Raw genomic sequence first — 23,155 nt, 5'->3', positions numbered from 1 at the left:
GACATCGCCGGCCTCGCGGGCCGGGTGGGATTCAGCCAATGCATGGTCTGGCGCTGCAACGTCAATGAAGCGGACGTTTTCCAGTGCGGGCCGATCATCACCCGCCACCAGCAGCCAGGCGCTGCCACAGTCCGCCAGTACCCGCGCCTGATGGGCCGTCGGGGCCTCTCGGTCGATGGGGACGTAGCATGCGCCGCGCTTGAGGATCGCCAGGATCGACACGATCAACGCCGCCCCCCGGGCCAGGCACAGCGCCACCGCATCACCGGCGCCAATCCCGCAGGCCGCCAAATGCCCAGCCAGGTGCTCGGCCCGTTGGTCGAGCTGGCGATAGCTCAGGGTCTGCGCGCCGTCCAGCAGCGCACACGCATCGGGGCGCCGTTGCACCTGCCCGGCGAAGAGCACAGGCAGCGGTTCATCGGCCGGGTAGTCACGGCTGCTGGCATTGAAATCGTCAAGGACCTGCTGCCGTTCGGCTGTGTCCAGCAGCACCCAGTCGCCCAAGGCCCGGGTTGGCTCGGCGAGGACCTGATCGGTCAAGCACTCCAGGCGCCGCAGGTGCGTGGTCATCTGCTCGGCACTGAACAGTCGCGGGTCGTAGTTGAATTCCAGGAAGGGTTCGACCTGGGCTTCGTAATGCCGCAGATAGATCGCCAGCGGATAGCGCTCATAACCGTTGTGCCAGGTACGCAGAGCGCAGCGGGCCGAGGCAAGGTTGACGTCGCCGGGGTACTGTTCGACCGACAGCATCAGCTCGAACAACTGGCCGGGATGGCCGGCGCGAGCCCGCAACTCACGATGCAGACTTTGCAGGGGGTAGCGCTGTTGGCGGTAGCTGCGCAGGGTCTGGCTGGCTACCCTTTGCACGGTCTCGACGAAGCTGGCGGCAGGGTCGACCTCGACCGTCAGCGGCAGCACCGAGGAGAACATGCCCACGGTCCGTTTCTGCAGGGGATTGCTGCGGTTGTGCACCGGAACGCCGATGACCATTCGCTCACGCTGGTCGGTCACCCGGCTGAAGTAGCCGGCCAGCAATGCGCTCAGACAATGGCTCAACGTCGCGCCCTGGGTTTTTGCCCACTGGGTCATGAGGGCCAGGCGCTGGTGGCCCAGGGTCCAGATCGCCTGGGCACTGGGCTGCGGCTCGCTGGTGCTGGCCGGATCACGGGACGGCGAAGCACTCTGGAACAACGGTTCCGGCAATGCCGGGAACTGCTCCAGCCAGAAATCCCGCGCCTTGGCATGGCGCGCCGAATCAAGGTAATCGCGGTCGCTGGCGACAAAGCTGCGATAGCCCTGAGCCAACACCGGGTCCAGTTGGAGTGGCTCGCCGACGAGCAGTTGATTGTAGGCGGCGCTGACAGCCTGGCCGACCAAGGCCACCGAAGTGCCGTCGCTGATCAGGTGGTGGTAGCGGCTGTTCCACAGCGCATGGGTGTCGGACAGTTGAAACCATTCCATGCCCCACAGAGGTTGCCCGCGGAGCGAGAACGGCGTGCGATTCAATTGCCCGATGGCGGCCATGGCCCGGCCTTCGGACTCACCGCGCCAATCGTGGAAGGTGAACGGCACCTGTAGGTGATCGGCGACCTGCTGCTGCACCTGCCCATCGCGGTCGCTGATTATCAGCCGCAACGCATCGAATTGGGCCACTACGGCTCGCAGCGCCGCGGCGAACAGGGCGTGGTCCACCGTGCCGTGGATTTCCACGGTTACGCCGATGTTGTAGGAGGGTGTGTCGGGCGATAGCAGTTGGTCGAGCCAGACGGATTGTTGCGTGGAACTCAACGAAATGCATCGCGGTTCGATCATGACACCTCCTTGTGCAGGGGTCGTGCCCCTGGGTCGACGCGGCAAGGCTTGTGGCCTGCGCGATACGGACCGGTCCTGTTTAGAAAAACAACGGCAGACAAACCTCGACGCCGCCCCCTGGCCGGATATGGCTGCGCTGGAAACGGATTTCCGGCGTCTTTCGATGGGGTGGGACGGGCTCGATGCGCATTTAAAATAACAGCGCTTTTGCAGATGGGAAGCATTTTTTAATGGTTGTACGATGTCATATCGGAATCATTTCCCCGCCCCGCCGCGGGCTAGAGCTGCCGCGCAGGCTTGAGCCCGTGCGTTGCCTGCTCGCTCACCGGGGGGCGGTCCCGCCCCTTGCAGGCGGGAGATATGGAGACATGAGCGTAGGGGCGAGCGATAGGATGGAACGGCGAACGGTGCAGGCGCTGGAGATCGTACGTCACGTGCCGAACCAGGCTGTCCCCGCGCAACGTTGCTTGTTTGGTAAGCGTCCGGCCAACATTTGAGTTCAGCTAACTCAAGGTGATAGGCAATGAAAAACCCACACTTGGCCTGACAGCTACCTGGATAGTCTGCGCATCATTTAGTCAAACCGTCACGTCGACCTTATTGGCGCCTACGGTCATCTGGGTGACTGTTTCATGCGTCATCCGCTCGCCCTTGCTCCACAACTGGGAGGAGAAGAAGCCGTTCAGGGTCTCAGCGTTTGGGGTTGTCCCTTTTTTAAGGAATAGGGCACCCAGATCGATGGTGTTGGCGAAGTTCTCCTTGTTCAGGATGTACCCACCCGTAAAGTTGCCACCCCACGTAGCGTCGGCGGCCACCAGGGCGATGGAGGCGTCGCGGTAGCTGCTCGCTGCCGATTTCAACTCACTGGAAGCATTCAGCCGCTCGTTCAGCCGATCCATGTCGGACGCGCTGAGCTGGCTTGAACTGTTGAGAACCTTGAGGCTGCCATCCGCTTCGATGGTGAAGCCAAATTTCTTCTTGGCGAGATCCGGATCGGTGTGAGCCAACGCTGATTGGAACTCTTCGAAAGAAAGTTTCAGCGATTGATGGGCGCTTTTGTGCCCCTCGGCAATTTGCGGGTAATCCGGCGACTGGGTGCGCGCGATCATGCTCTCGATCGATGCCGTTTCCGGGCTCGGCGCGGGGGCTTCATTGATTGGATGGTAAATCGCCGCCGGATTGATGTTGACCGTGGTTTTCAGCAAGTCTTCACTGAGGGTTTTGGTGGTCAATGGCTGGCTGGTTTGGCTCAGCTGAGCGGCTGATGGCCGGATAAATACGGAATTGATAGAAAGGGTCATGTCGTCATTCCTTGAACGTCTGAAGTTAGCAGGGTATCGACGGCCTATGAGAAAACATGAGGGTGGGGGTATTCAAAGGGACCTGTCCGATCCCAAGGAAACGGGAACAACCTTAGAGCGATATGATGCTTTCCTGAACATCCAGCGCTAGGGTGATCAATCAGCAAGTGGAACAAACTAATGGCTTGGTAGTCTTCAAGAGTGCCCCTTGGCAACGGACGGTTCTTACATGGGGGCGGTCCGAAACGCTGGAGTATTTTTTTCCATAGGAGGTTTCGTGTGCCCTGGAAGTCAAATCTTGTAGTGCTCGCCTTGTCTGCCGTTGCCTTTTCGGCGCAGGCTCAATCTGATCGTCAAGTGGTCGAGGACATGGTGACTCGCTCGGCCAATGTCTGCCCAGGCCACAGCGCCGAGCGCACCACGCCCACGGTGAAGGCGGTGCCTGTCGGCGCGTTGCGGGTCATGCTTGATCGCGGCTTGGTGATGTGTCCCGATCGTCGTCTCGATGCCAGCGCGCCGGCTGTATTCTACGGTCGAGTTGGCGTATTCCAATGGAACCCCGAGGTGCCTGCAAGCTCGGAGGTGATCGCCAAGCAGATCGACGCCATGACCCGCAAGGACGAGTATCCATCGGACACCTTGGTTTGGGATGCCAAGGGTATGCCACTTGAGCAGCGCACTGTGCCGGCTTTCGAGCCCAAGCCAGGGGCTGCTGTGCTGTACCAGGTACGGTAAGTCCTGTCGACGAGGCAGTTTCATCCTCAGCCGGCCGCCGATTATCGCGTCCAGCTCAGCGCCAGAAAGTTTTGCGTGCTCATCGAACACGAGCGGCGCCCACCGGTTTTGGGGATGTATCGAGGTTGAGCGTGGTCAAGGCATTGCAGACAAGGTGTATCTGCCAGGCGCTTACGTTTGATCGCGATTGACCTTCATGTTCAGGGTTTCAATCGTCTCGTCCATGGTTTCTGACGGCATGGCATCATCGAACTGACGAATTAAAGCTCACTTAAGTCGCTATCTGCCTTCCACTAGGTTCTAACTTCTAACAACGGCTTCAGGAAGGTATAAAGTAGAACGGCTGCAAGAGAGGCGGCTACTATCAATGTAAGCCACATAGTGACCAATAGAGAAAGTGTGACACTATTATTTAACTCTCGAAAAATGCCGAAGGCGAAAGCTGTGTACCAAGACACCCCCGAAACTGCACCGGATGCGAGAAACAAGGTAGCTCTCCTGCGGGAGACTCCAAAAAGCAGCGGCCGACTCATGTCGCGTAGTACCTCTGGCAATACAAACGCGTGGATGATTATTCCATTGATGGTCAGGACGCTCACCACAATGACCTTCGCCCAAAGTTTAGGGTTTTCAAACTTTTCCGGCGACTCCATCGCGTAAAGGGCAAGGAAACCAAGGCCTGAGAGCCACAGGAGGCATAGTCCAAGAGTGACTGCGCCGCTGATGAAGTGAAAAGTGCGTCCGATTTCAACGGGGAGGCTACCCTTGCGCATCCAGCGCAAGATCCAGAGATCTAGCATCGTCGCCCCGCCGAGACCGAAGCACATACCAAGCAGGTGTAAGCCTACAAGGAATGTCAGCACCTTTAGCTGTGGGAGTGGATCAGGCAACGGAACGCTAAGGGCAAGTGTGTCCGCGAGTAAGTGACCACTGCTGGAGAATGCAAGTAGGCCGCCGAAAATCAGGAGTGACGTTCGTCTGTTCATTATTACGACCTTAGGCTAGCGTTCTTATTTGAACGCGTGCACAGTTTATTTGCTGAAGAATAAGGTCCTTGAATTCTCAACGTTATGGATACAAGTGGTTGCCGCGATTAGACGTTCAAGCTCGCTTCGGTAACGTTCTAGTGCTTCGCTGCTGCAACCAAGAGGAGGCGTTTTAAACCCGCCTCGGGTTGAATGAGGCTAGCGACGATAGCGTCACATCAGCAGGTAGCACGGGTGCAGACCCTGATCAGGAAGGAACCGGTGCTTGAGCATCGATCAAACCCTGGCTCTTCAGCTCCTCCCAAAAGGCTGCTGGGATACCGACCTTCATTGCCTGCACATTGGAAACGATCTGTCCCGGTGAGCGGGCACCTGGAATGATCGCGGACACTTGCGGATGTGCTGCCGCGAACTGCAGGGCGGCAGTATGAATGTCGATGCCATGTTTTCTGGCAACCGCCATGATTCGCGCGCGCTTTTCCACCGCTCCGGCAGGCAGATCCGGGCTGAAGTTATAGCGGCTGCGCCCTCCCAGAAATCCATCGTTCAGTGGTGTTCCAACCACAGCGCTGGTGCCTTTGCTGCTCAACGCCGGAAAGGTGTTGCGCAACGCCTCGCTGTGGTCAAGGAGGGAATACTGGCAGGCCAGCAACACGATGTCGGGAGTCGGGTCATAACCGGCTACTGCCTGAACCACGGCATTTGGCGTATTGACTCCGAAGCCCCATGCCTTGATGAGGCCCTCATCACGCATCTTTTCAAGCTCGACCATCGCCCCTGAGCGCGCAATTCGATACGCCGCTTCCCAACCACCTTCCAGTTCGGTGTTATCTGGCGAGATGTCATGGATAAAGACGATATCGATACGCGGCAGCCCCAGCCGCTGCAGGCTGTCTTCCACGGAACGACGCGCGCCTGCCGCGGTGTAGTCATATCGGTAGTTGAAGGGCGCCGGCGACTTCCAGATAGCATGGTCCGCGCGCCGGCCACCAGCGGCCGTCAATACGCGACCGACCTTGGTGGACACCACATAGTCGTCTGGATTCTTGCCGCGCAGGAAGCGGCCTAGACGATATTCACTCAGGCCAAACCCGTAGAACGGCGAAGTGTCGTAAAGCCTGACACCTGCCTCCCAAGCAGCCTGCAGAACCGCGCTCGCCTGCTCGTCGCTGATCGGCGCAAAGATATTGCCGATCTGCGTCCCGCCCATGCCAAAGCGCTGAGGCGTCATGTATCGCATTGCATGCGAGGGTAAATTGACGGGCAGGTCTGCGCGCACGATCCGTCCTTCGGTACGCATCACGCTTCCGGGCTCCGTCAGCGAAGAGGGCACCGCGGCAGGCGCCAGCGAACTTGCGACACCCGATGCTGGCAGCAAAGCGGCTGCAACAGTACCCACTGCCGAATAAGTAAGAAAATCTCGTCTGTCCATCCAACTTTCCTTTCGCCACCAAGGTTTCACGGGATCATCGAAGCCGGTTCACGGACTAGAAGTTAGAGCAACGAGGGTTGGCCGAGTGACCCTAATTCGCCATATCTTTTGCACAATCCTGCCGATGCTCTTGTGCTGGTCACGCACTCTCAGCAGACTCGAACATTCCGTAAATTGGGGGGCATGTGATGACGAGCGGTTCCTTCTCGCAGTTCGGTTTCAGCCGTGTGCATTCCCTGACCTTGCGCGACCCCGTGCAGCCCACCGAACGCTCCCAGGCGCTCAAGCGGCTTGTCGAAAAAGTCACCCTGCAAATTGGCTTGAACGAGGTTTGCACGACGTCGATTCCAGGCTTGAGCTTTTATCGAGTGGCCGAGCTAGGTACGCCCACGTACTGCATTTATGAACCTTGCGTGGCCATTATCCTGCAGGGCGCGAAGGAGATTTCGTTCGGCGAGCAAGCCTGTGAGTTCGGGCAAGGGACGTTTTTCGTCACATCGGTCGATATCCCCACACTGGCTCGCGTGACCGCGGCTGACGAGCAAACCCCCTATTTATCCGTTGTGTTGAAGCTCGATTTTTCCATGCTCAATGAGGTGATCCTGACCCTCGAGCCGCCAAAGCAGGAAATGGCTGCTGAGGCGCGGGGCTTCGTATCCGGTGTGGCGACGAGCGAGATGCTCGATGCGTTCGTTCGACTGGCCACGCTGATCGAACGGCCACTTGAAGCAGGCTTGATGTCAGGCCTTATCAAGCGGGAGATATACGGCAGGCTGCTGCTCAGTGAAGCGGGGCAGTTGTTGCGCAGCGTCACTCGCGATGGTTACCGGGATAGCGGCATCGTGAGAGCCGTTGAATGGCTGAAATATCACTACGATAAACCGTTGCAGGTGGCCGACCTCGCCGAACGATCCGGCATGGCCAGCTCCACGCTGCATCATCGCTTTCGCAAGCTGACAGGCACGAGCCCCATTCAGTATCAAAAATCACTACGGCTGCAAGCCGCGCGTAGCCTTATGTTGACCGAGCGGATAGACGTGAACACCGCCGCGTTGCGAGTAGGCTATGAAAGCGTCGCCCAATTCAGCCGCGAATATGCCCGGCGCTTCGGAGCGCCTCCCTCGAGAGACATCAAGCGCGCACGGGAAAAATGAAAGGAGCCCGGAGATGACTGCCTTCCGGGCCCTTCGTCTTACAGGTTGATCGGGTACTGAGTGATGAACCTGACGTCGTCGACGTCGCCACTGAACGAGTTGCGATAGGTCGCCTGGCGCAGGCGGAATGACAGGTTTTTCAACGGTCCGTTCTGGATCACGACATTTTGTAGCGCGGCGCGTTGGAAAATCGTTCCCAGTATGCTCGGTGTTTGTAGGGAAATCCCTACGCCATCATCCTCAATTCCTAGTCTAAATAGGACTGCTCTGATTTTATGAAGGGTGGCTCATGGCTATTATTCAAAGGCCGGAGTGGCATCCTGAAACCAATCCAAGACATACCGCGCTTGGAGATTGAGTTCGGACAATTCAGGGAAGACGGTTGGGGATAGAAAGGGGATCTGCATCGTGCTGAAACATATCGGCGTGACCGATCTTTGCGTAGGAATGTATGTCCAGGAGCTATCCGGTTCCTGTGTAGAACGTCCGTTCTGGAACAACAGCTTCCTGATCCAGAATGAAGAGGTGCTGGAAAAAATCCTTGTTTCGGGCATCGTCGGTGCATGGATCGACCCTTCAAAGGGGGCGGATGTGCCGGCCTCTGCGCCTGATGAAAGCCTTGTGCAGGCGGATCATGGTGGACGGCAACCTCCTTGTGCGTCTGACCAATCTTGCGCGCAAGCCGCCGGCCCCCATCCCCGGGTGTCGATGAGTGAAGAGTTGTCGAGGGCGCTCAAGCTTTGCTCCAGGTCCAAGGCTGCGGTCATGGAGATGTTCGGCGATTTGCGAATGGGGCGTATCGTTAAGCTCGATCGTGTCACGGACATGGTGGGTGAAATATCCGACTCGCTGCTACGTCATCCTGACGCACTGATCAGTCTGGTGCGCCTCAAGAACGCCGATGAATATACCTACATGCATTCCGTCGCGGTCTGTGGGTTGATGATTGGTTTGGCTCGTCAACTGGATCTACCACCGCAGCTGGTGGAAGAAGCCGGGTTGGCTGGCTTGCTGCATGACGTGGGCAAGATGACGATACCCACGGCCATCCTGGCTAAGCCATTAGCCTTGAATGACAATGAATACACGACGATGCGCACCCACCCTGAGGCGGGAGCCAGGATGCTGGCCGACAGTAGGCATTTCACGGCCCGGGTGCTGGACGTTTGTCTGCATCACCATGAGAAGGTGGACGGCACTGGCTATCCCCATAAGTTGTGCGGAACCCAAATCAGCCTATTCGCGCGTATGGCCGCTGTGTGCGATGTATATGACGCCGTGACGTCCGACCGACCTTATCGAGATCGCTGGTGCCCCGCCGAATCCATTCGAAAAATGGCCGGATGGACTGGGCATTTCGATCAGAAAGTCTTTCACGCCTTCGTCAAATGCATTGGTATCTATCCGGTGGGCGCGTTGGTGCGCCTGCAAAGCGGCAGGTTGGCGGTGGTCATGGAACAGCACACCGAATGCTTGCTCACGCCCATGGTGAAGGTTTTCTTCTCCGCGTCGAGTCGCACGCCGCTGCCGCCCGAAAGCGTTGATCTGGCCTGCGGGCAGGACAGGATTGTCAGCTTCGAGTCGGAGAAAACCTGGGGTTTCAAGAACCTTGAAGCGCTCTGGGCCGGCAAGGTGCAAGGCGGCGAGGCGCATTTTGGGTAGCGTGGTGCGAGCCTGAGTTTTCTTACCAGCGCTTGTCGCTGGTTTTTTTTGCGTTTTGGGGGGCTGTCAGTGGGTCGTAGGAATTCTCCTACGACGCAGCCGCAATCCTTAGCTGCAAATCAGGATGCTCCGATAGTTTCGCTGCCACTACTTGGCCATTATCTCTTCAGGCCAACAAAACCGGGCATCCCAAGGGTGGATGCTCTTGCGCAGGATCCCGCCGGATCCGCACTGAACTGGAGAGATGAAGGTGAAAGGACAGGTAATTTCCTCCCCCCTGATCTTGATGCTGCTGCCTGCGGGTTTGACGGGAGTGCTCGGTTGCGCCGCGATTCTGATCAACGCGGACTTCACCCTGCGCAGTGCAGCCAGTTGCGCTTTTGTCCTGCTGGGCTCGCTGTTCATGGGCATGTGGAGCAAGCGTTTAGCGAGCAGCTGTTTGCACGCCCGGCAAGACGATCAGCCAAGTCACCTCCCGCTGGCCGTTTCACCCGATGAAGGGCTGGGCGAAGTGTGCGCGCAGGTACTGCCGATCTGGAGCCACCAGATCGAAGCGGCGCGCATCCTCAGCGAGGAATCGATCCTCAAGCTGAGCAACCGCTTCGCGACGTTGTCGGGGGACATCAGTGCTTCTGCTTCCCATGGCGCAGGCCAGAGTTCGGGAGCTCGGTTGCTGGAAATCCTTGAAGTTGGCCAGCGGGACCTGGATTCGATCATGGTTGCCCTGCGCGACGCGCTTTTGCGCAAGGAGTCGGAGCTCAAGGAGGTCTTGCTCCTTTCCGACTTCACTTCGCAGTTGCAGGAAATGGCCAAGTTCGTCGGTGATATCGCCCAACAGACCAATTTGCTGGCGCTCAACGCTGCCATTGAAGCGGCGCGGGCAGGGGATGCCGGGCGCGGCTTCGCGGTGGTGGCGGATGAAGTGCGCAAGCTGTCCAGCTTATCCGGGGAGACGGGGCAGAAAATCAGTGAAACGGTGAACACTGTCAATGCTGCCATCTCCCGCACCGTCGAGCTTTCCCGGCATCAGGCGCAGCAGGATTCGCAAACCCTGGCTCAGTCAGAGCAACTGGTGTCCCAGGTGATCGAGCACTTCCGGCACAACGCCCAGGCCATCGTCGATACCAGCAGCAGTCTTCAGCAGCAAAGCGAAAACGTTGCCACTGAGATATCGGGGGTACTGGTCGCCCTGCAGTTCCAGGACCGGGTGGGCCAGATGCTTTCCCTGGTCAACAACGATCTTTGCAAGCTGCATGCGCATATCGCCGAACGCCAGCAACTGGCCCTCGCCGGCGGTACGCCTGCCCCGATTATCGCTGATACCTGGCTTGAGCAATTGGCAAGCACCTACACGATGCCTGAACAGCACGCGATCCATCACGGTAAGCCTGTGGTGAGCAGTCCTTCATCCGAGATCACTTTTTTCTAGGGAGTTTCCCCATGAGCAAAACCATCCTGATTGTCGATGACTCTGCTTCCATTCGCCAAGTGGTGAGCATCACCTTGAAGGGCGCCGGATACGAGGTCATCGAAGGTGTCGACGGCCGCGACGCCCTGACCAAGCTCGACGGACGCAAGATCCACTTGATTGTCAGTGACGTGAACATGCCGAACATGGATGGCCTGAGCTTCATCAAGGCAGCCAAACAGCTGCCGGCCTACAAGTTCACGCCCGTGATCATGCTGACCACCGAAACCGGTGAGGCCATGAAGCAGCAGGGCCAGGCCGTCGGTGCCAAGGCCTGGATGGTCAAGCCCTTCCAGCCGGCTCAGATGCTGGGCGCCGTCTCCAAACTGATCATGCCGTAGCGCTGCCCAGAGTCCCTGGAAAGGAGGTTGTCATGACAAACACCACGGCTTGTCTGCGTCGGATTCTGGTTCTCGAAGGGCCGCTGACCATTTACACCGCCGCTGAACGCAAAGACCTGTTGCTGGAGCTGTTTCCCTTGGCTCAGGAAGTCGAAATGGATCTGGGGGGCGTGGACGAAATGGATACCGCCGGGCTCCAGTTGCTGGTGGTGATCAAGCAGGAATCACTGCGCCACGGCTCCAGTCTGTTGCTGAGTAATCCCAGCACAGCGGTGCTCGATGCACTGGATATGAGTGGGCTGCACAACTTTTTCGACGAGTCGGCCACGCCTCGTCAGCAGAGAGGTTGAAACCATGAGCTCGCCCATGAATCTGGACGACGTGCTACAGACGTTCATCGCCGAAAGCCAGGAGCTCTTGCTCCTGATGGAAGACGCGCTGCTGCAGATCGAACAGGCGCCGGACGATGTGGACACCATCAACGCGCTGTTTCGCGTCGCCCACACCATCAAAGGTTCCGCCGGCCTGTTCGGCTTCACGCCGATCGTTGCCTTTACCCACGTGGCGGAAAGCGTACTGGATCGAGTCCGTGGACATGAACTGCGGGTGGACGAGTCGCTGAGTGCCTTGTTCCTGGAAGTGCGGGACCACCTGTGCACGCTGATTGAATTGCTTGCCAGCCACGGTGACTTGCAAGGCATGACCGCAGAGCATGAGCGGCAGGGCGCGGCGTTGGTCGAGCGTCTCAACCGTTACCTGGAAAACCGTCACGAACCGGCGCTGTCCCAGGTACCGATCGAGCCGCCGCAATCGGCTTGTGCCGCGCGTTGGCATCTGTCCCTTCGCCTGTGTCCGGACGTCCTGCGTAACGGCATGGATCCGCTTTCGTTGCTGCGCTACCTCAACAGTTTCGGCCAAATCAGTGCAGTCGTATGCATGACCGATGGCATGCCGGATATCGCGACGATGGATCCGGAAGCGTGTTACCTGGGGTTTGAACTAGGGTTTGTCAGCGATGCCGGCCAGGCCACCATTGAAGGGGCCTTCGACTTTGTTCGCGAGGGCAGCCAGATCTGCGTGTTGCCGTGCAACGGCGACTTGGCAGGTTTCCGGGCGTTGATCGGCCGTCTCGAAGCTGAGCCCGATGCCATGGTAGAGGCCTTTGTCGCCTGTGGTTCCGTGACCCGTGAGGCATGGCTGGCCGGTTCGTCTCCTGACGAGTCGACTACCGTTGCGGTTGCCCCCGTGGTGCCAGACCAGGCGACGCGCGATGACGCGACCAAGAGCCGGGTGGCAAAAGAGGCCCGTCCGGCCGAAGGTAATCTGATTCGGGTCGACGCCGGAAAACTGGATCAATTGATCAACCTGGTGGGCGAACTGATCATCGCCGGCGCTGGCGCCAACCTGGGAGCCATCCAAAGCGGTATCGGCGAGTTGATTGAAACGACGAGTTCGCTCTCGCGTCTTGTCGAGGAGGTGCGCGACTGTGCCCTGACCCTGCGAATGGTACAGATTGGCGGCACATTCAACCGGTTCCAGCGGGTGGTGCGCGATGTCTCCAAGGAACTGGGCAAGGACATTGCCTTGCAGGTCCTTGGCGCCGAGACCGAGCTGGACAAGACGGTGGTCGAGCGCATCGGCGACCCCCTGACCCACCTGGTGCGCAACGCCATGGACCACGGCATAGAAGCCTCCCAACTGCGTCGTGACCGTGGCAAGCCGGAGCAGGGCACGGTTCGCCTCAACGCCTATCACGAGGCTAACAGCATCGTCATTGAAGTCAGTGACGACGGCGGTGGCCTGAACAAGCAACGCATCCTGGCCAAGGCGATGGAGCGCGGCCTGGTTGCCGAAGGGCAACAGTTGGCCGACGGCGACATTCTCAACCTGATTTTCGAACCCGGCTTTTCCACGGCCGACCAGGTCAGCAACCTGTCCGGGCGCGGCGTGGGAATGGATGTCGTCAAACGGAACATCGTTGCCCTGCGCGGCTCGGTCAATCTGGAAAGCGAGGAGGGCGTGGGCACCACGGTGCGTATCCGCCTGCCGCTGACCCTGGCCATCATCGATGGTTTTCTGATCGGGGTCGGCAATGCCTCCTATGTCGTGCCTCTGGACCTGGTCGAGGAGTGCATCGAACTGTCGACCGACGACTACGGCAATCAAGAATTCCTCGACCTGCGGGGCTCGGTGCTTCCAGTCCTGCGCCTGCGCGAGATGTTCGCCATCGATGAGCCTAACCATGGCCGTGAAAACATCGTGGTGGTGCATTACGCGGGGATGCGGGTGGGCCTGGTCGTCGATCAATTGCTGGGTGAGTTCCAGACGGTGATCAAGCCGCTGGGCAAGATTTTCGGTACAGCTCATGGACTGGGCGGCTTCACCATCCTGGGGAACGGAGCAGTCGCGTTGATCCTGGATATTCCCAAACTACTCGGGCAAGTCGTCAGCCGACAGAAGCACGGTACGACCCTCAGCCCTGAATTGACTCAATAGTTTTCCCTGGAGTACAGCATCATGACCGTCAAAAAAAATATCTCGCTGCTGGTCGCCTCTGCTCTGTTGGGCATCCTGGTCCTGGTCAGTCTCAGTCTTTATCTGATGGGTGGGGTCAGGAGCACCGCCAGCTATGCGCAAGTCAATACCGTGCCCAGCCTGCAGTTGCTGGATCATGTGGCCCTGGCCCTTGCGGATAGCCACAGCCGCCAATGGCAGAGCCTGTCCGGACCTGCCGGTAATTCCCAGCAAAGTGACAAGGAGTCGGTACTCCAGGCACTTGATCGCTACCAGAAAGAGTTCGTCTCCGACGATCGTGATGCGACGCTGCTCAGCGCCTTGCGCAGCACGGTGAACGAATACAACCGGGGTGTGGAGCGTTTCGACAACGCCCTGCGCAATGCAGCCCCTGAAGCCCGCACCGTGCTGCTCGACCTGGACGTGACACGTGAAAAGGTCACTTCGGCCTTGAGTGATATCCGCCAGCACAACCTGGACCTGGGACGAAAAAATGCAGCGATTGCGGCATCGACCGAACAGACGGCGATCTACAGCATTGCCTTGGTCGGTGGCGCCACCTTGCTGGTGATCGGCTTGATCGGTTTCTTCCTGGTACGCCGGCTGCTGCACACCTTGGGTGGCGAGCCCGACGATGTACGCCTGTTGGCGGAGCGGTTCGTGGCCGGGCAGTTGGACGTGCAAGGCAGTAGCAATGGCCTTGAACGTACCGGACTGATGGGTTCCATGGACCGCCTGAGCGGGACCTTGAATCAGTTGATCAGCGATATGACCCAGATGTCCGCGGAGCACGATAAAGGCGACATCGACGTGCAGATCGATGCGGCACGCTTCGCTGGCAGTTATGGGCTGATGGCGCAAGGTATCAACGACATGGTTGCCGGGCATATCAACGTCAAGAAGCAAGCCATGGCCTGCATCAAGTCGATCAGCGAGGGCGATCTGCAGGCGCCCCTGCAAGCGTTCCCCGGCAAGAAGGCGTTCATTAACGTCACCATCGAGCATCTGCGCAGCACCATCATGGCGTTGATCGAAGAGATGCGTCACATGTCGGACGAGCATGAGAAAGGTGACATCGATGTGCATATCGACGTACAGCGATTCCAAGGCTCGTACCGTCAGATCGCCCAAGGCATCAACGACATGGTCGATGGCCACATCAGCGTGAAAAAACAGGCCATGGCTTGCATACGTTCTTTCGGTGAAGGCGACCTGTCGGCGCCCCTGGCCCAGTTCCCCGGCAAAAAAGCCTTTATCAACGACAACATCGAGCAACTGCGCCGCAACATCCAGGCGCTGATCGAAGACACCCAGATGCTCAGCGAGAATGCGGTGGTCGGCCGGCTCGATACCCGTGCGGACAGTACTCGCCATCAAGGGGATTTCCGCCGCATCGTGGCGGGGATCAATAGCACGCTGGACTCGATTGTTGCGCCGCTCAGCGAGGCGATGGAGGTCATGGTGGCCCTGTCCGGTGGTGACCTGACCCGCAGCGTCAAAGGTGATTACCAGGGCAGCCTGCAAGACCTGAAGAACGCGGTCAACGAAACGGTGAGCAAACTCTCGCAGATCATCGGCGAGGTTCGCAGCTCCGCCGATTCGCTCTCCAGCGCCTCGGAAGAGATCTCCGCCACGGCCCAGAGCATCAGCCAATCGGCTTCGGTACAGGCGGCGTCGGTTGAAGAGACGTCGGCGTCGATGGAGCAAATGTCGGCGTCGATTTCGCAGAACACCGAGAATGCCAAGGTGACCGATGGCATGGCCGGCAAGGCGAGCAAGGAAGCGAGCGAGGGTGGGCAGGCCGTCAAGGACACCGTCTCGGCCATGAAAACCATCGCGGAGAAGATTGGGATCGTCGACTCGATTGCCTATCAGACGAATCTGTTGGCGCTCAACGCGGCCATCGAAGCGGCCCGTGCCGGTGAACATGGCAAGGGCTTTGCGGTCGTCGCCGCTGAGGTGCGCAAACTCGCCGAGCGTAGCCAGGTCGCGGCACAGGAAATCGGCCAGGTGGCCAAAAGCAGTGTTGCCCTGGCTGAACGGGCCGGCAACTTGCTGGATGAAATCGTACCCTCGATCACCAAGACTTCCGATTTGGTCCAGGAGATCGCCGCTGCATCTGAAGAGCAGTCCATCGGCTCCGAGCAGATCAATACCGCCATGTCGCAGATGAGTCAGATCACTCAGCAAAACGCCTCGGCTTCCGAGGAGCTGGCCGCCACCGCCGAGGAAATGAGCAGCCAGGCCGAACAGTTGCAGGAGTTGATGGGCTTTTTCACCCTGCAGGGTCGGGTGGCGGTGTCTGCCGTTCCTCGGGCCGCTTCTTCCAGTCTGGGCGGTATGCAAAGCAGTGAGCATGCCCAGGAAGGCGGTTTCATTCGCTTCGGGAGTTGAGCCATGGACGCTGCAGTCGTGAGTCATTTCGAGTATGCGCCGCAGAGTCCTTGCGACAGCGAGTTCCTGCAATTCCTGACATTCGTGTCCGCCAGGGAGGTCTATGCAATCGATACCTTGTGTGTACGCGAGATCATCGAATACGGCCAGGTGACAAGCGTACCGATGATGCCGGACTTTATCCGCGGGGTGATCAACCTCCGCGGTTCGGTGGTCCCGGTGATCGATCTGCAGGCGCGCTTTGGCAAGGGCACCACGCAGCAAGGCAACAGGACCTGCATCGTTATCCTGGAGTTGATCCAGGAAGGCGAACCCCACGTGCTGGGCATTGTCGTCGACTCGGTGAGCGAAGTGATCGAAATCGAGCTGGCCGACATCAAGGCCGCGCCAGCGATCGGGAACCGGATCCGTGAAGACTTCATTCGAGGGATGGTCAAGATACGAGGGGCGTTCCTGACGGTGCTTCAGCTCGACCAGGTGCTGTGTGTCCGTGAGATCGCCAGCCAGTTGCATTGAGTCGTCGCGCCCACGCGTGCGTACGTTGTCTTGAGAGGGGGCCGCCGCCTGCGGTGGGTCCCGAGGAGTGAAACATGTCCATATCCGCATCGCGTTCGCCGGCCCCAGGGACGGCAGCCCCACAGTACCTGACCTTCAGCGTGGGTCAGGAGATGTTTGCGGTAGGTACCCTGTGCGTCCGGGAGATTGTCGAATACGGCCCGATTACCCCGTTGCCGATGGCGCCGCCAAAGGTTCGCGGCATCACCAACCTGCGCGGTGCGGCCATTCCAGTGCTGGATCTCGGATTGTGTTTTGGCGGCGCCCAGACTTTGGAAAACCCACGCACCTGCATCGTCATGCTGGAAGTCCACGGCAGCGGTGGCACAGGCCTGGTGGGCATCATCGTGGACGCCGTCAGCGAGGTGCTGGAGATACCGGCCGAGCAGATCGAGCCGGCACCGGCACTCCAGGGGCGCCTTAGCCCTGAGTTCGTGGTGGGGATTGGCAAGCTCAGTGATCGTTTCGTCTTGTTGCTGGACATCGAGCGCATGCTCGGAAGCGATGATTGGTCGGCGCTGTTTCCTTCGAACATCAACGAGGACGGGTTGCAAGCATGAATGCCGTTCTCTCCGACAACGAGTTCCAGCAGTTCCGGTCAATGATTCATGAAATCGCCGGGATCAGCTTATCCGTCGCCAAGAAACAGCTGGTCAGTGGCCGCTTGGCCAAGCGTCTGCAGTTTTTCAACTTGACCACCTATGGCAGCTATTACCGTTTGCTGATGAAGGACCGGGCCGAGTTGCAAATGGCGGTGGACTTGCTGACCACCAACGAAACCTACTTTTTCCGCGAACCCAAGCATTTCGAGTTTCTGCGCGACGTGATTCTTCCCGGGCTTCGTGGCAATGGCCCAGTGCGTATCTGGAGTGGTGCCTGCTCCACGGGAGAGGAACCCTACACCCTGGCCATGGTGCTGGCCGACAGCCTGGGCACCCGGCCATGGGAGATCCTCGCTTCCGATATCAGTAGCCGGGTGCTGGAAAAAGCCCAGGGCGGACGCTACCCACTGGATGGTATCCGCGGTATTCCCGAGGCGCTGTTGAACAAGTACTGCCTGAAGGGTGTGGGCTGCAACAACGGTATTTTCATGGTCGACCGCGCGTTGGCGTCACGGATCACGTTCACTTCGATCAACTTGAACAATGCGCTGCCTTCGGTGGGGCAGTTCGACGTGATCTTCCTGCGCAACGTGATGATCTATTTCGATAACCAGACCAAGTCCGAAGTGGTGAAGCGCTTGAGCAAACACCTGAGGCCGGGGGGCTATTTCATCGTGAGCCATTCGGAAAGCCTGAATGGTATCAGCGATGAATTGCAGGTGGTCAAGCCTTCGATCTATCGCAAACCGGATGCTTGAGATGGCTCGGGTGGTCGAATATTTCCTGCAGCCCGGCGAGGTGGCGTTCGGAGGGCGCCAGATGCGCTTATGTACGGTGCTGGGGTCTTGTGTTGCCCTGGTGTTCTGGCATCCGCAACGCTTGTTGGGCGGCATGTGTCATTTCATGTTGCCTCGTCGAGGAGGCCACGGCGCGGGACACCTGAACGGTCGTTATGCGACGGATGCATTGATGCTGCTGTTCGAGTGCATTCATCAAGCGGGCGCCCGGCCCGAGCAGTTCGAGGTGAGCCTTTTTGGCGGGGCTGACATGTTTCCCGGAGTGGAGCGCGGTGACGCTATCGGGATTGGCCAACAGAACGTCAATGCCGCCAGGCGCCTGATCCAGGACCATGGGTTGCAATGCCGGGCCTATCACGTAGGTGGCCGGGGGTATCGTCACTTGGTGTTCGATGTGAGCACTGGACGCCTTCAGCTCAATCATGCCGATTCGGTACGCAAAGTATTCGAATCGCCCAAGAGTAATGTCTGATGACGGATATCAAGGTCTTGATCGTGGATGATTCCGCCGTGGTGCGCCAGGTGCTGAGTGCGGTTCTGAACCAGGCCAGTGGAATCCAGGTGATCGACGTCGCCGTCGATCCGGTGTACGCCATGGAGAAGATGAGCAGGCAATGGCCTGACGTCATTGTGTTGGACGTCGAGATGCCACGAATGGACGGCATTACCTTCCTGAAAAAACTGATGGCGCAAAAGCCTACGCCGGTGGTGATTTGTTCGACGCTGACAGAGAAGGGCGCCAAGACCACCTTGCAGGCGTTGGCGGCCGGTGCAGTCAGTATCGTCACCAAGCCACAGTCCAACCTGCGACAGTTCCTGACTGAAAACGCGGACGAACTGGTCCAGGCCGTCAGGGGCGCAGCGAAGGCCAACCTGCGGCGCCTGGTGGGCGCCCGGGCGCCTGTCGACGTACCGCCCCGGCTCAGTGCCGACTCGATCCTGTCCCCTGCGTCCGTAGCCATGGCCCGCACGACTGAAAGCATCGTTGCCATAGGCACTTCCACCGGAGGCACCCAGGCCCTTGAACAGGTCCTGCAAGGGTTGTCGCGGGTATGTCCCGGCATTGTCGTGGTGCAGCACATGCCGGAGAAGTTTACCGCCGCCTTCGCCGAGCGCCTCAATCACGTTTGCGAGATCGAGGTTCGCGAGGCGGTACAGGGTGATCGCATCATTCCCGGGCGGGCGCTGATCGCACCGGGAGGCACTCACATGCTGGTCAAGCGCAGTGGCGCCCAATACCAGGTGGATATTGTGCAGGGACCTCCCGTCAGCCGACATCGACCCTCGGTGGATGTATTGTTCCGTTCGGTCGCACGCAGCGCAGGCAGCAATGCCTTGGGCATCATCATGACGGGCATGGGGGATGATGGCGCTCGGGGCCTCAAGGAGATGCGTGATGCCGGCGCCAGGACCTTGGGGCAGGATGAAGAGTCGTGCGTGGTGTATGGAATGCCGCGCGAGGCGTTCAAGCTGGGCGCGGTCGAGCGTGAGCTGCCCCTGGAGCAGATTGCTTCCGCCATCCTTGGCGTTCGCGGTCATCAGCCCTGAGTCGCGGCGTCTTCAGACCAGCCCTTCATTCAAGGCGTAGCGCACCAGATCGGTACTGGTGGCAAAGCACATCTTTTCCATCAGCCGAGTCTTGTGCGTGCTGACGGTCTTGTTGCTGATCACCAGTTGTTCGGCGATCTGGTTGACGCTCAGCCCTTGGGCCAGCATGCGCAGGATCTGGAATTCACGGGAGGTCAGGCTCTGCGAGGCGTTCTCGGGTGTCACACCGCTGCTTTGCAGTGCGATTTGTTCGGCCAGTTGTGGATCGAGGTAGCGCGCGCCGGTGCTCACCTTGCGGATCGCCGCCAGCAGCGCTTCCGGGTCGCGGTCCTTGGTCATGTAGCCTGAAGCGCCGGCGCGTAGGGCTCGCTGGGCGATGTGGGCTTCATTGTGCATGCTCAGGATGAGCATCGGCAGCTTGGGGTAATGGGCGTGGATACGGCCAATCAGGTCCTCGCCACTCGAACCAGGCATGGTCATGTCGAGCAGGAGCACATCGATCTCGGTATGGCGCAACAACTCCAGGACCTGGGCGCCGTTCTCCGCTTCTGCCACCACGGCAATATCCTTGACCAGCGCGAACAATTGCTTGAGGCCTTCGCGCATGATCGTGTGATCGTCGGCCACCATTAAACGGATCATGAGTCTTGACTCCTTGAAGCGGGTACACGTAGTTGGACAGTCGTGCCGCTGCCCGGGGTGCTGGATATGGTGGTGGTTCCCCCCAAGGTCAGGCCCCGTTCGCGCATTCCCAGCAAGCCGAGGGTCCTGGATGATTGTTCGCGTTGCTCGAAGCCCTTGCCGTTGTCGGTGATTTCCAGTGACCAGTCATGCTCGCCTTGCTCAAACCTGATATCGACCCGAGTGGCTTCGGCGTGCCGGGCGATGTTGGTCAGCGACTCCTGGGCGATCCTGAATGCAGCGGTTGCGCTGGCGTCGTCCAAATGGATTTTCTGCGGGTGGATCTGCAGGTTGCAGTCGATGCCTTGCTGCTGCTTGAACGTGTCGGTCAGCCATTCCAGTGACGCGGCGATACCCATGTTGAGGATGGAGGGGCGCAGGCTGGTGGAAATGTTCCTGACCACCTGCACCGTTTGGTCGATCAGTTGCAGCAGGCGTGCCACCTGTTCGCTGAGCTGGGGCAGTTGCTCGCCGTACTGGAAGCGCAGCAGCGAAGTGCCCATGCGTATGGCGGTCAGATGTTGTCCGAGCTCATCGTGGATCTCCTGCGCAATGAGTTTGCGTTCCTCTTCCCGCGCACTTTCCCGACTGGACATCAATTGGCGCAGTTGTTTGTTGAGCGAAGCCAGGCGCAGTTCAGCCAGGCGTAGCTGCGATATGTCGCGAACGACAGCCAGAACGGTGGCGATTTTTCCCTGGATGTCCTGCTCGGGAACGAGACTGATGTGATAGACGCGTTGCAATCGATGTTGCTCGGTGAGCACATACTCATGCTCCAGAGGCTGGCCTTTTTCCACCGCGTCGATGACGGCGGCATGGAATAATTGGCTCTGCAGGTTTTTCGGCAGAATCTCGAGCAGGTCCTTGTGCAGTAAATCGATTTGCGGGCGATCCAACCAGGCTTCCAATGCCGGATTGACGAACAGCAGCTCTGCCGTTCGACTCAGTCGTGCAATACCGTCCGGAGAGTTTTCAACCAGCGTGCCGATTTCCTGCTGCCGGGCCAGTTCGTTGCGCTGGGCCTCCAGGATGTCGGTAATGTTGCGAGCAATGCACACCAGGCGATGCAAGCGCCCGTTTGAATCGGCTACGGGTACCAGGTTGAAATGGACAACGAGTGAGCGCTGACCGCAGGGCAGATGTGCATCCAGTTCGATGGGGGCTCCCACGGCGATGCAGTGCAGGCAGATCGCCTCGACGATACTGGCGGCTTCTTTTTCCAGGCACTGGCCCAACGATTGGCCGATCATGTCGGAGTGACTTTTGGCGAGCATGTCGCATAGCTTTGGATTGGCCTCCAGGCAACTGAGTTGCTGGTCGGCATCCACGGCGAGCAGGCAAAGCATATCTTGCGAATGGTCGAAGACTTCGCGGTAACGGCGTTCGCTTTGCGCCAGGTGGCTGTGGGCCGAGCAGCGCTCCCAGGCGATGGCACCGATATGACTGGCCATTTGTGCATGCTTGCGATCCTGCTCGCTCAGTTGGGCGTCCCCACCGACGAACAACAGGATGGCCCCCATCGCGACACCGGTCTTATTGACCACCGGTTCTACCCAACAACCTCGATAGCCTGCCTGCAAGGCGGGCTGGCTGAACGCGAGGCCCGCGGCGTCGCTTTTCAAATCAGCGATGAAGTGATGGTGTTCGAACCGCTCGGGGTGTCGATCAAGATCTTCGGCCAGACAGGTTGCAATCGAGGACGTGTCCGTAGGAGGGGCGCGATGGGATTCGTCGCCAGGCACAGCCTTGAAGGCCATGGCGTTGTGAAGCCCGGGCGTCAGAATATCCAGGTAGGCGCCGAGCAGTGGCAGCACCTCCCGGAGGGTGTCGTGAGTGACCATCTTTTGAAAAATGGCGGAGCGCGCATTCTCGGCCCGCTCCTGTCGGCGCAACGCACTGATATCCTGGGCGGTGACCAGCACCCCGCACAGCTCGCCTGTTTCGTCATGCTCCGGCGTCAGGTTGCACAGGAAATCCACGGAGCGACGTGAGTGTGAGCCCCTGTTTTCCAACAGGAACGTATTGGCTACGCCGGTTGAAAGCGTAAGTTCTACTTGCGTGCGAAAGTATTCGTCCAGCGGATTGTGCGTCGAGGCGCGTTCGGTGATGTGAGTGTTGGGAAAACCCCGGGCGCGCTCAAGCTCGGGATTGGCATAGATTTGTTGTCCTAGCCGGTTGTAGCGAAGGATGATGTTTTGTGAGCTTTTGGCCAGTGAGAGGTACTTCTGTTCGTTATTGAACAATGCCTGACGCAAGGCGAGATGTTCACTGATGTCTTCCAGCTGCGATACGAAGTAAAGCGCTTCTGCATCAGCGTTACGGGCGATGCCCAGGGTCAGGCGTGCCCACAGCGTGCTGCCGTCCTTACGGATGTAGCGTTTTTCCAACGTCAGGCTCGTACGGTGTCCCAGGATGAGTCTGTGCAATTCATCCTTACTGATATCGGTGTCGTCCGGATGCGTCAAACGCTGGAAAGATGTGGCGCGAAGTTCTGCTTCGGTGTAGCCGAGCATCTGACACAGCATTTGATTGGCCGCGATCCATTCACCGCTCATTCGCAATAAGGCCAGGCCTGTGCCAGCAGAATCGAACGCCAGGCGATAGTCCTGTTCGGCAAGGTGGATGCGTTCGGCGTGGCGGATCTTCACCAGGAATGTGGATTGTTGTGCCCTGTAGTCGAGTGTCACTTTCAGCGTGTCGCCGTTCGCCGACGCACTTTGAAAATGCCAGTTCCCTTTGAGTCGCGCATGGGTCAGGTGCTTTTCAAAAGTCAGACGCTTGAGAGAAAACAATGCAGGCGAGGGAACAAGGGCGGCGACGCTTTCGCTCAGCCCCAGTAGCCGACTGGCGCAGTCATCCATGATGAGCAACGTTCCCTGGGCATCCAGCAACACGACACCCACGTCATCCGCATCCTGCGTGAACGGTGTTGCTACCGCTATGGCTGAATCCATTCGCCCCATCCTCTGATCACTGTTTTTGAGCATAGCTTAAGTCTTGAGGCCGAAATCGAGTGTTCGACTATGGTCATAAGGCTGCCCACACGCTTTTGATCGATGCTGGGGACCTGCAAGGTCGTGTAGACGGCGAACGATAGAAGAGAGTCCCGTTGGACAGAAACCGAGGATGGGCTCACAATGATGTCATTGTGATATCGTTTGTGCCGCCAACGC

At 58.8% G+C, this 23,155-nt stretch carries 20 protein-coding genes and 2 pseudogenes; 15 read left to right on the top strand and 7 right to left on the bottom strand.

Going from position 1 to position 23,155, the window contains the following annotated elements:
• A partial coding sequence (locus tag J4E53_RS02655; RefSeq protein ID WP_207268101.1) for a condensation domain-containing protein occupies positions 1 to 1,812 on the bottom strand: 1,812 nt, incomplete at its 3' end.
• Between J4E53_RS02655 and J4E53_RS02650 the strand changes: the two genes are divergently transcribed.
• Positions 1,778 to 2,011, top strand: coding sequence for a hypothetical protein (locus J4E53_RS02650; RefSeq protein WP_146042590.1), 234 nt, complete (start codon positions 1,778 to 1,780; stop codon positions 2,009 to 2,011). The two genes, J4E53_RS02655 and J4E53_RS02650, sit on opposite strands and share 35 nt — an antisense overlap.
• A gap of 379 nt (positions 2,012 to 2,390) precedes the next feature.
• On the opposite strand, the gene J4E53_RS02645 is transcribed toward J4E53_RS02650, so the two are convergent.
• Positions 2,391 to 3,113 carry a hypothetical protein gene (locus J4E53_RS02645; RefSeq protein ID WP_103307821.1) on the bottom strand — a complete coding sequence of 241 codons (723 nt, stop codon included), beginning with the start codon at positions 3,111 to 3,113 and terminating at the stop codon, positions 2,391 to 2,393.
• Positions 3,114 to 3,392: 279 nt separating this feature from the next.
• On the opposite strand from J4E53_RS02645, the gene J4E53_RS02640 reads away from it, so the two are divergent.
• Positions 3,393 to 3,848: a hypothetical protein gene (locus J4E53_RS02640; RefSeq protein WP_060742941.1), complete on the top strand. Its 456-nt coding sequence runs from the start codon at positions 3,393 to 3,395 to the stop codon at positions 3,846 to 3,848.
• 293 nt (positions 3,849 to 4,141) lie between these two features.
• On the opposite strand, the gene J4E53_RS02635 is transcribed toward J4E53_RS02640, so the two are convergent.
• Positions 4,142 to 4,834 carry a hypothetical protein gene (locus tag J4E53_RS02635; RefSeq protein ID WP_177431663.1) on the bottom strand — a complete coding sequence of 231 codons (693 nt, stop codon included), beginning with the start codon at positions 4,832 to 4,834 and terminating at the stop codon, positions 4,142 to 4,144.
• A 247-nt stretch (positions 4,835 to 5,081) separates the two neighbouring features.
• Positions 5,082 to 6,266: an aldo/keto reductase gene (locus tag J4E53_RS02630; protein ID WP_103307820.1), complete on the bottom strand. Its 1,185-nt coding sequence runs from the start codon at positions 6,264 to 6,266 to the stop codon at positions 5,082 to 5,084.
• 188 nt (positions 6,267 to 6,454) lie between these two features.
• Between J4E53_RS02630 and J4E53_RS02625 the strand changes: the two genes are divergently transcribed.
• On the top strand, positions 6,455 to 7,420 hold the full coding sequence (locus J4E53_RS02625) for an AraC family transcriptional regulator (RefSeq protein WP_177431662.1): 966 nt from the start codon (positions 6,455 to 6,457) through the stop codon (positions 7,418 to 7,420).
• A gap of 38 nt (positions 7,421 to 7,458) precedes the next feature.
• On the opposite strand, the gene J4E53_RS02620 is transcribed toward J4E53_RS02625, so the two are convergent.
• Positions 7,459 to 7,581, bottom strand: a complete 123-nt coding sequence (locus tag J4E53_RS02620; RefSeq protein ID WP_256587119.1) for an OprD family outer membrane porin — start codon at positions 7,579 to 7,581, stop codon at positions 7,459 to 7,461.
• 247 nt (positions 7,582 to 7,828) lie between these two features.
• Between J4E53_RS02620 and J4E53_RS02615 the strand changes: the two genes are divergently transcribed.
• The 12 genes and pseudogenes from J4E53_RS02615 (at position 7,829) to J4E53_RS02565 (ending at position 19,301) form a co-directional block, all read left to right on the top strand.
• The gene (locus J4E53_RS02615) at positions 7,829 to 9,082 is read left to right on the top strand and encodes an HD-GYP domain-containing protein (protein WP_103307857.1); all 1,254 of its coding nucleotides are present in this window, start codon (positions 7,829 to 7,831) and stop codon (positions 9,080 to 9,082) included.
• 826 nt (positions 9,083 to 9,908) lie between these two features.
• A pseudogene (locus J4E53_RS30945) lies at positions 9,909 to 10,511 on the top strand (methyl-accepting chemotaxis protein); the annotation flags it as partial.
• Positions 10,512 to 10,522: 11 nt separating this feature from the next.
• Complete coding sequence (locus tag J4E53_RS02605; RefSeq protein ID WP_013692986.1) at positions 10,523 to 10,891, top strand: response regulator; 369 nt, start codon at positions 10,523 to 10,525, stop codon at positions 10,889 to 10,891.
• Positions 10,892 to 10,923: 32 nt separating this feature from the next.
• Positions 10,924 to 11,241 carry a lipid asymmetry maintenance protein MlaB gene (locus tag J4E53_RS02600; protein ID WP_103307819.1) on the top strand — a complete coding sequence of 106 codons (318 nt, stop codon included), beginning with the start codon at positions 10,924 to 10,926 and terminating at the stop codon, positions 11,239 to 11,241.
• 16 nt (positions 11,242 to 11,257) lie between these two features.
• Positions 11,258 to 13,387: a chemotaxis protein CheA gene (locus J4E53_RS02595; protein WP_103307818.1), complete on the top strand. Its 2,130-nt coding sequence runs from the start codon at positions 11,258 to 11,260 to the stop codon at positions 13,385 to 13,387.
• A 21-nt stretch (positions 13,388 to 13,408) separates the two neighbouring features.
• Positions 13,409 to 14,686 (top strand): annotated as a pseudogene (locus J4E53_RS30940) (methyl-accepting chemotaxis protein); the annotation flags it as partial.
• A 33-nt stretch (positions 14,687 to 14,719) separates the two neighbouring features.
• The gene (locus tag J4E53_RS30935) at positions 14,720 to 15,799 is read left to right on the top strand and encodes a methyl-accepting chemotaxis protein (protein ID WP_371919201.1); all 1,080 of its coding nucleotides are present in this window, start codon (positions 14,720 to 14,722) and stop codon (positions 15,797 to 15,799) included.
• 3 nt (positions 15,800 to 15,802) lie between these two features.
• Complete coding sequence (locus J4E53_RS02585; protein ID WP_060742935.1) at positions 15,803 to 16,315, top strand: chemotaxis protein CheW; 513 nt, start codon at positions 15,803 to 15,805, stop codon at positions 16,313 to 16,315.
• A 74-nt stretch (positions 16,316 to 16,389) separates the two neighbouring features.
• Positions 16,390 to 16,914, top strand: a complete 525-nt coding sequence (locus J4E53_RS02580; RefSeq protein WP_060742934.1) for a chemotaxis protein CheW — start codon at positions 16,390 to 16,392, stop codon at positions 16,912 to 16,914.
• On the top strand, positions 16,911 to 17,714 hold the full coding sequence (locus J4E53_RS02575) for a protein-glutamate O-methyltransferase CheR (protein ID WP_060742933.1): 804 nt from the start codon (positions 16,911 to 16,913) through the stop codon (positions 17,712 to 17,714). The genes J4E53_RS02580 and J4E53_RS02575 overlap by 4 nt, the downstream gene beginning before the upstream one ends.
• A gap of 1 nt (position 17,715) precedes the next feature.
• Positions 17,716 to 18,225 carry a chemotaxis protein CheD gene (locus J4E53_RS02570; protein WP_060742932.1) on the top strand — a complete coding sequence of 170 codons (510 nt, stop codon included), beginning with the start codon at positions 17,716 to 17,718 and terminating at the stop codon, positions 18,223 to 18,225.
• Complete coding sequence (locus J4E53_RS02565) at positions 18,225 to 19,301, top strand: chemotaxis response regulator protein-glutamate methylesterase (RefSeq protein WP_060742931.1); 1,077 nt, start codon at positions 18,225 to 18,227, stop codon at positions 19,299 to 19,301. The genes J4E53_RS02570 and J4E53_RS02565 overlap by 1 nt, the downstream gene beginning before the upstream one ends.
• A 12-nt stretch (positions 19,302 to 19,313) precedes the next feature.
• Here J4E53_RS02565 and J4E53_RS02560 read toward each other — a convergent pair whose 3' ends face one another.
• Together J4E53_RS02560 and J4E53_RS02555 are read right to left on the bottom strand one after the other, a co-directional pair.
• Positions 19,314 to 19,943, bottom strand: coding sequence for a response regulator transcription factor (locus tag J4E53_RS02560; protein WP_060742930.1), 630 nt, complete (start codon positions 19,941 to 19,943; stop codon positions 19,314 to 19,316).
• On the bottom strand, positions 19,940 to 22,936 hold the full coding sequence (locus J4E53_RS02555) for a PAS domain S-box protein (RefSeq protein ID WP_103307817.1): 2,997 nt from the start codon (positions 22,934 to 22,936) through the stop codon (positions 19,940 to 19,942). Before J4E53_RS02555 ends, J4E53_RS02560 begins: the two co-directional genes overlap by 4 nt.
• Positions 22,937 to 23,155: the final 219 nt, after the last annotated feature.

It is taken from the genome of Pseudomonas sp. FW305-28 (assembly GCF_017351395.1).
GTDB classification, from domain to species: Bacteria; Pseudomonadota; Gammaproteobacteria; order Pseudomonadales; family Pseudomonadaceae; genus Aquipseudomonas; species Aquipseudomonas fluorescens_AA.
Note: the sequence above shows the minus strand (reverse complement) of the source record. Positions and strands in the feature narration are given on the sequence as shown.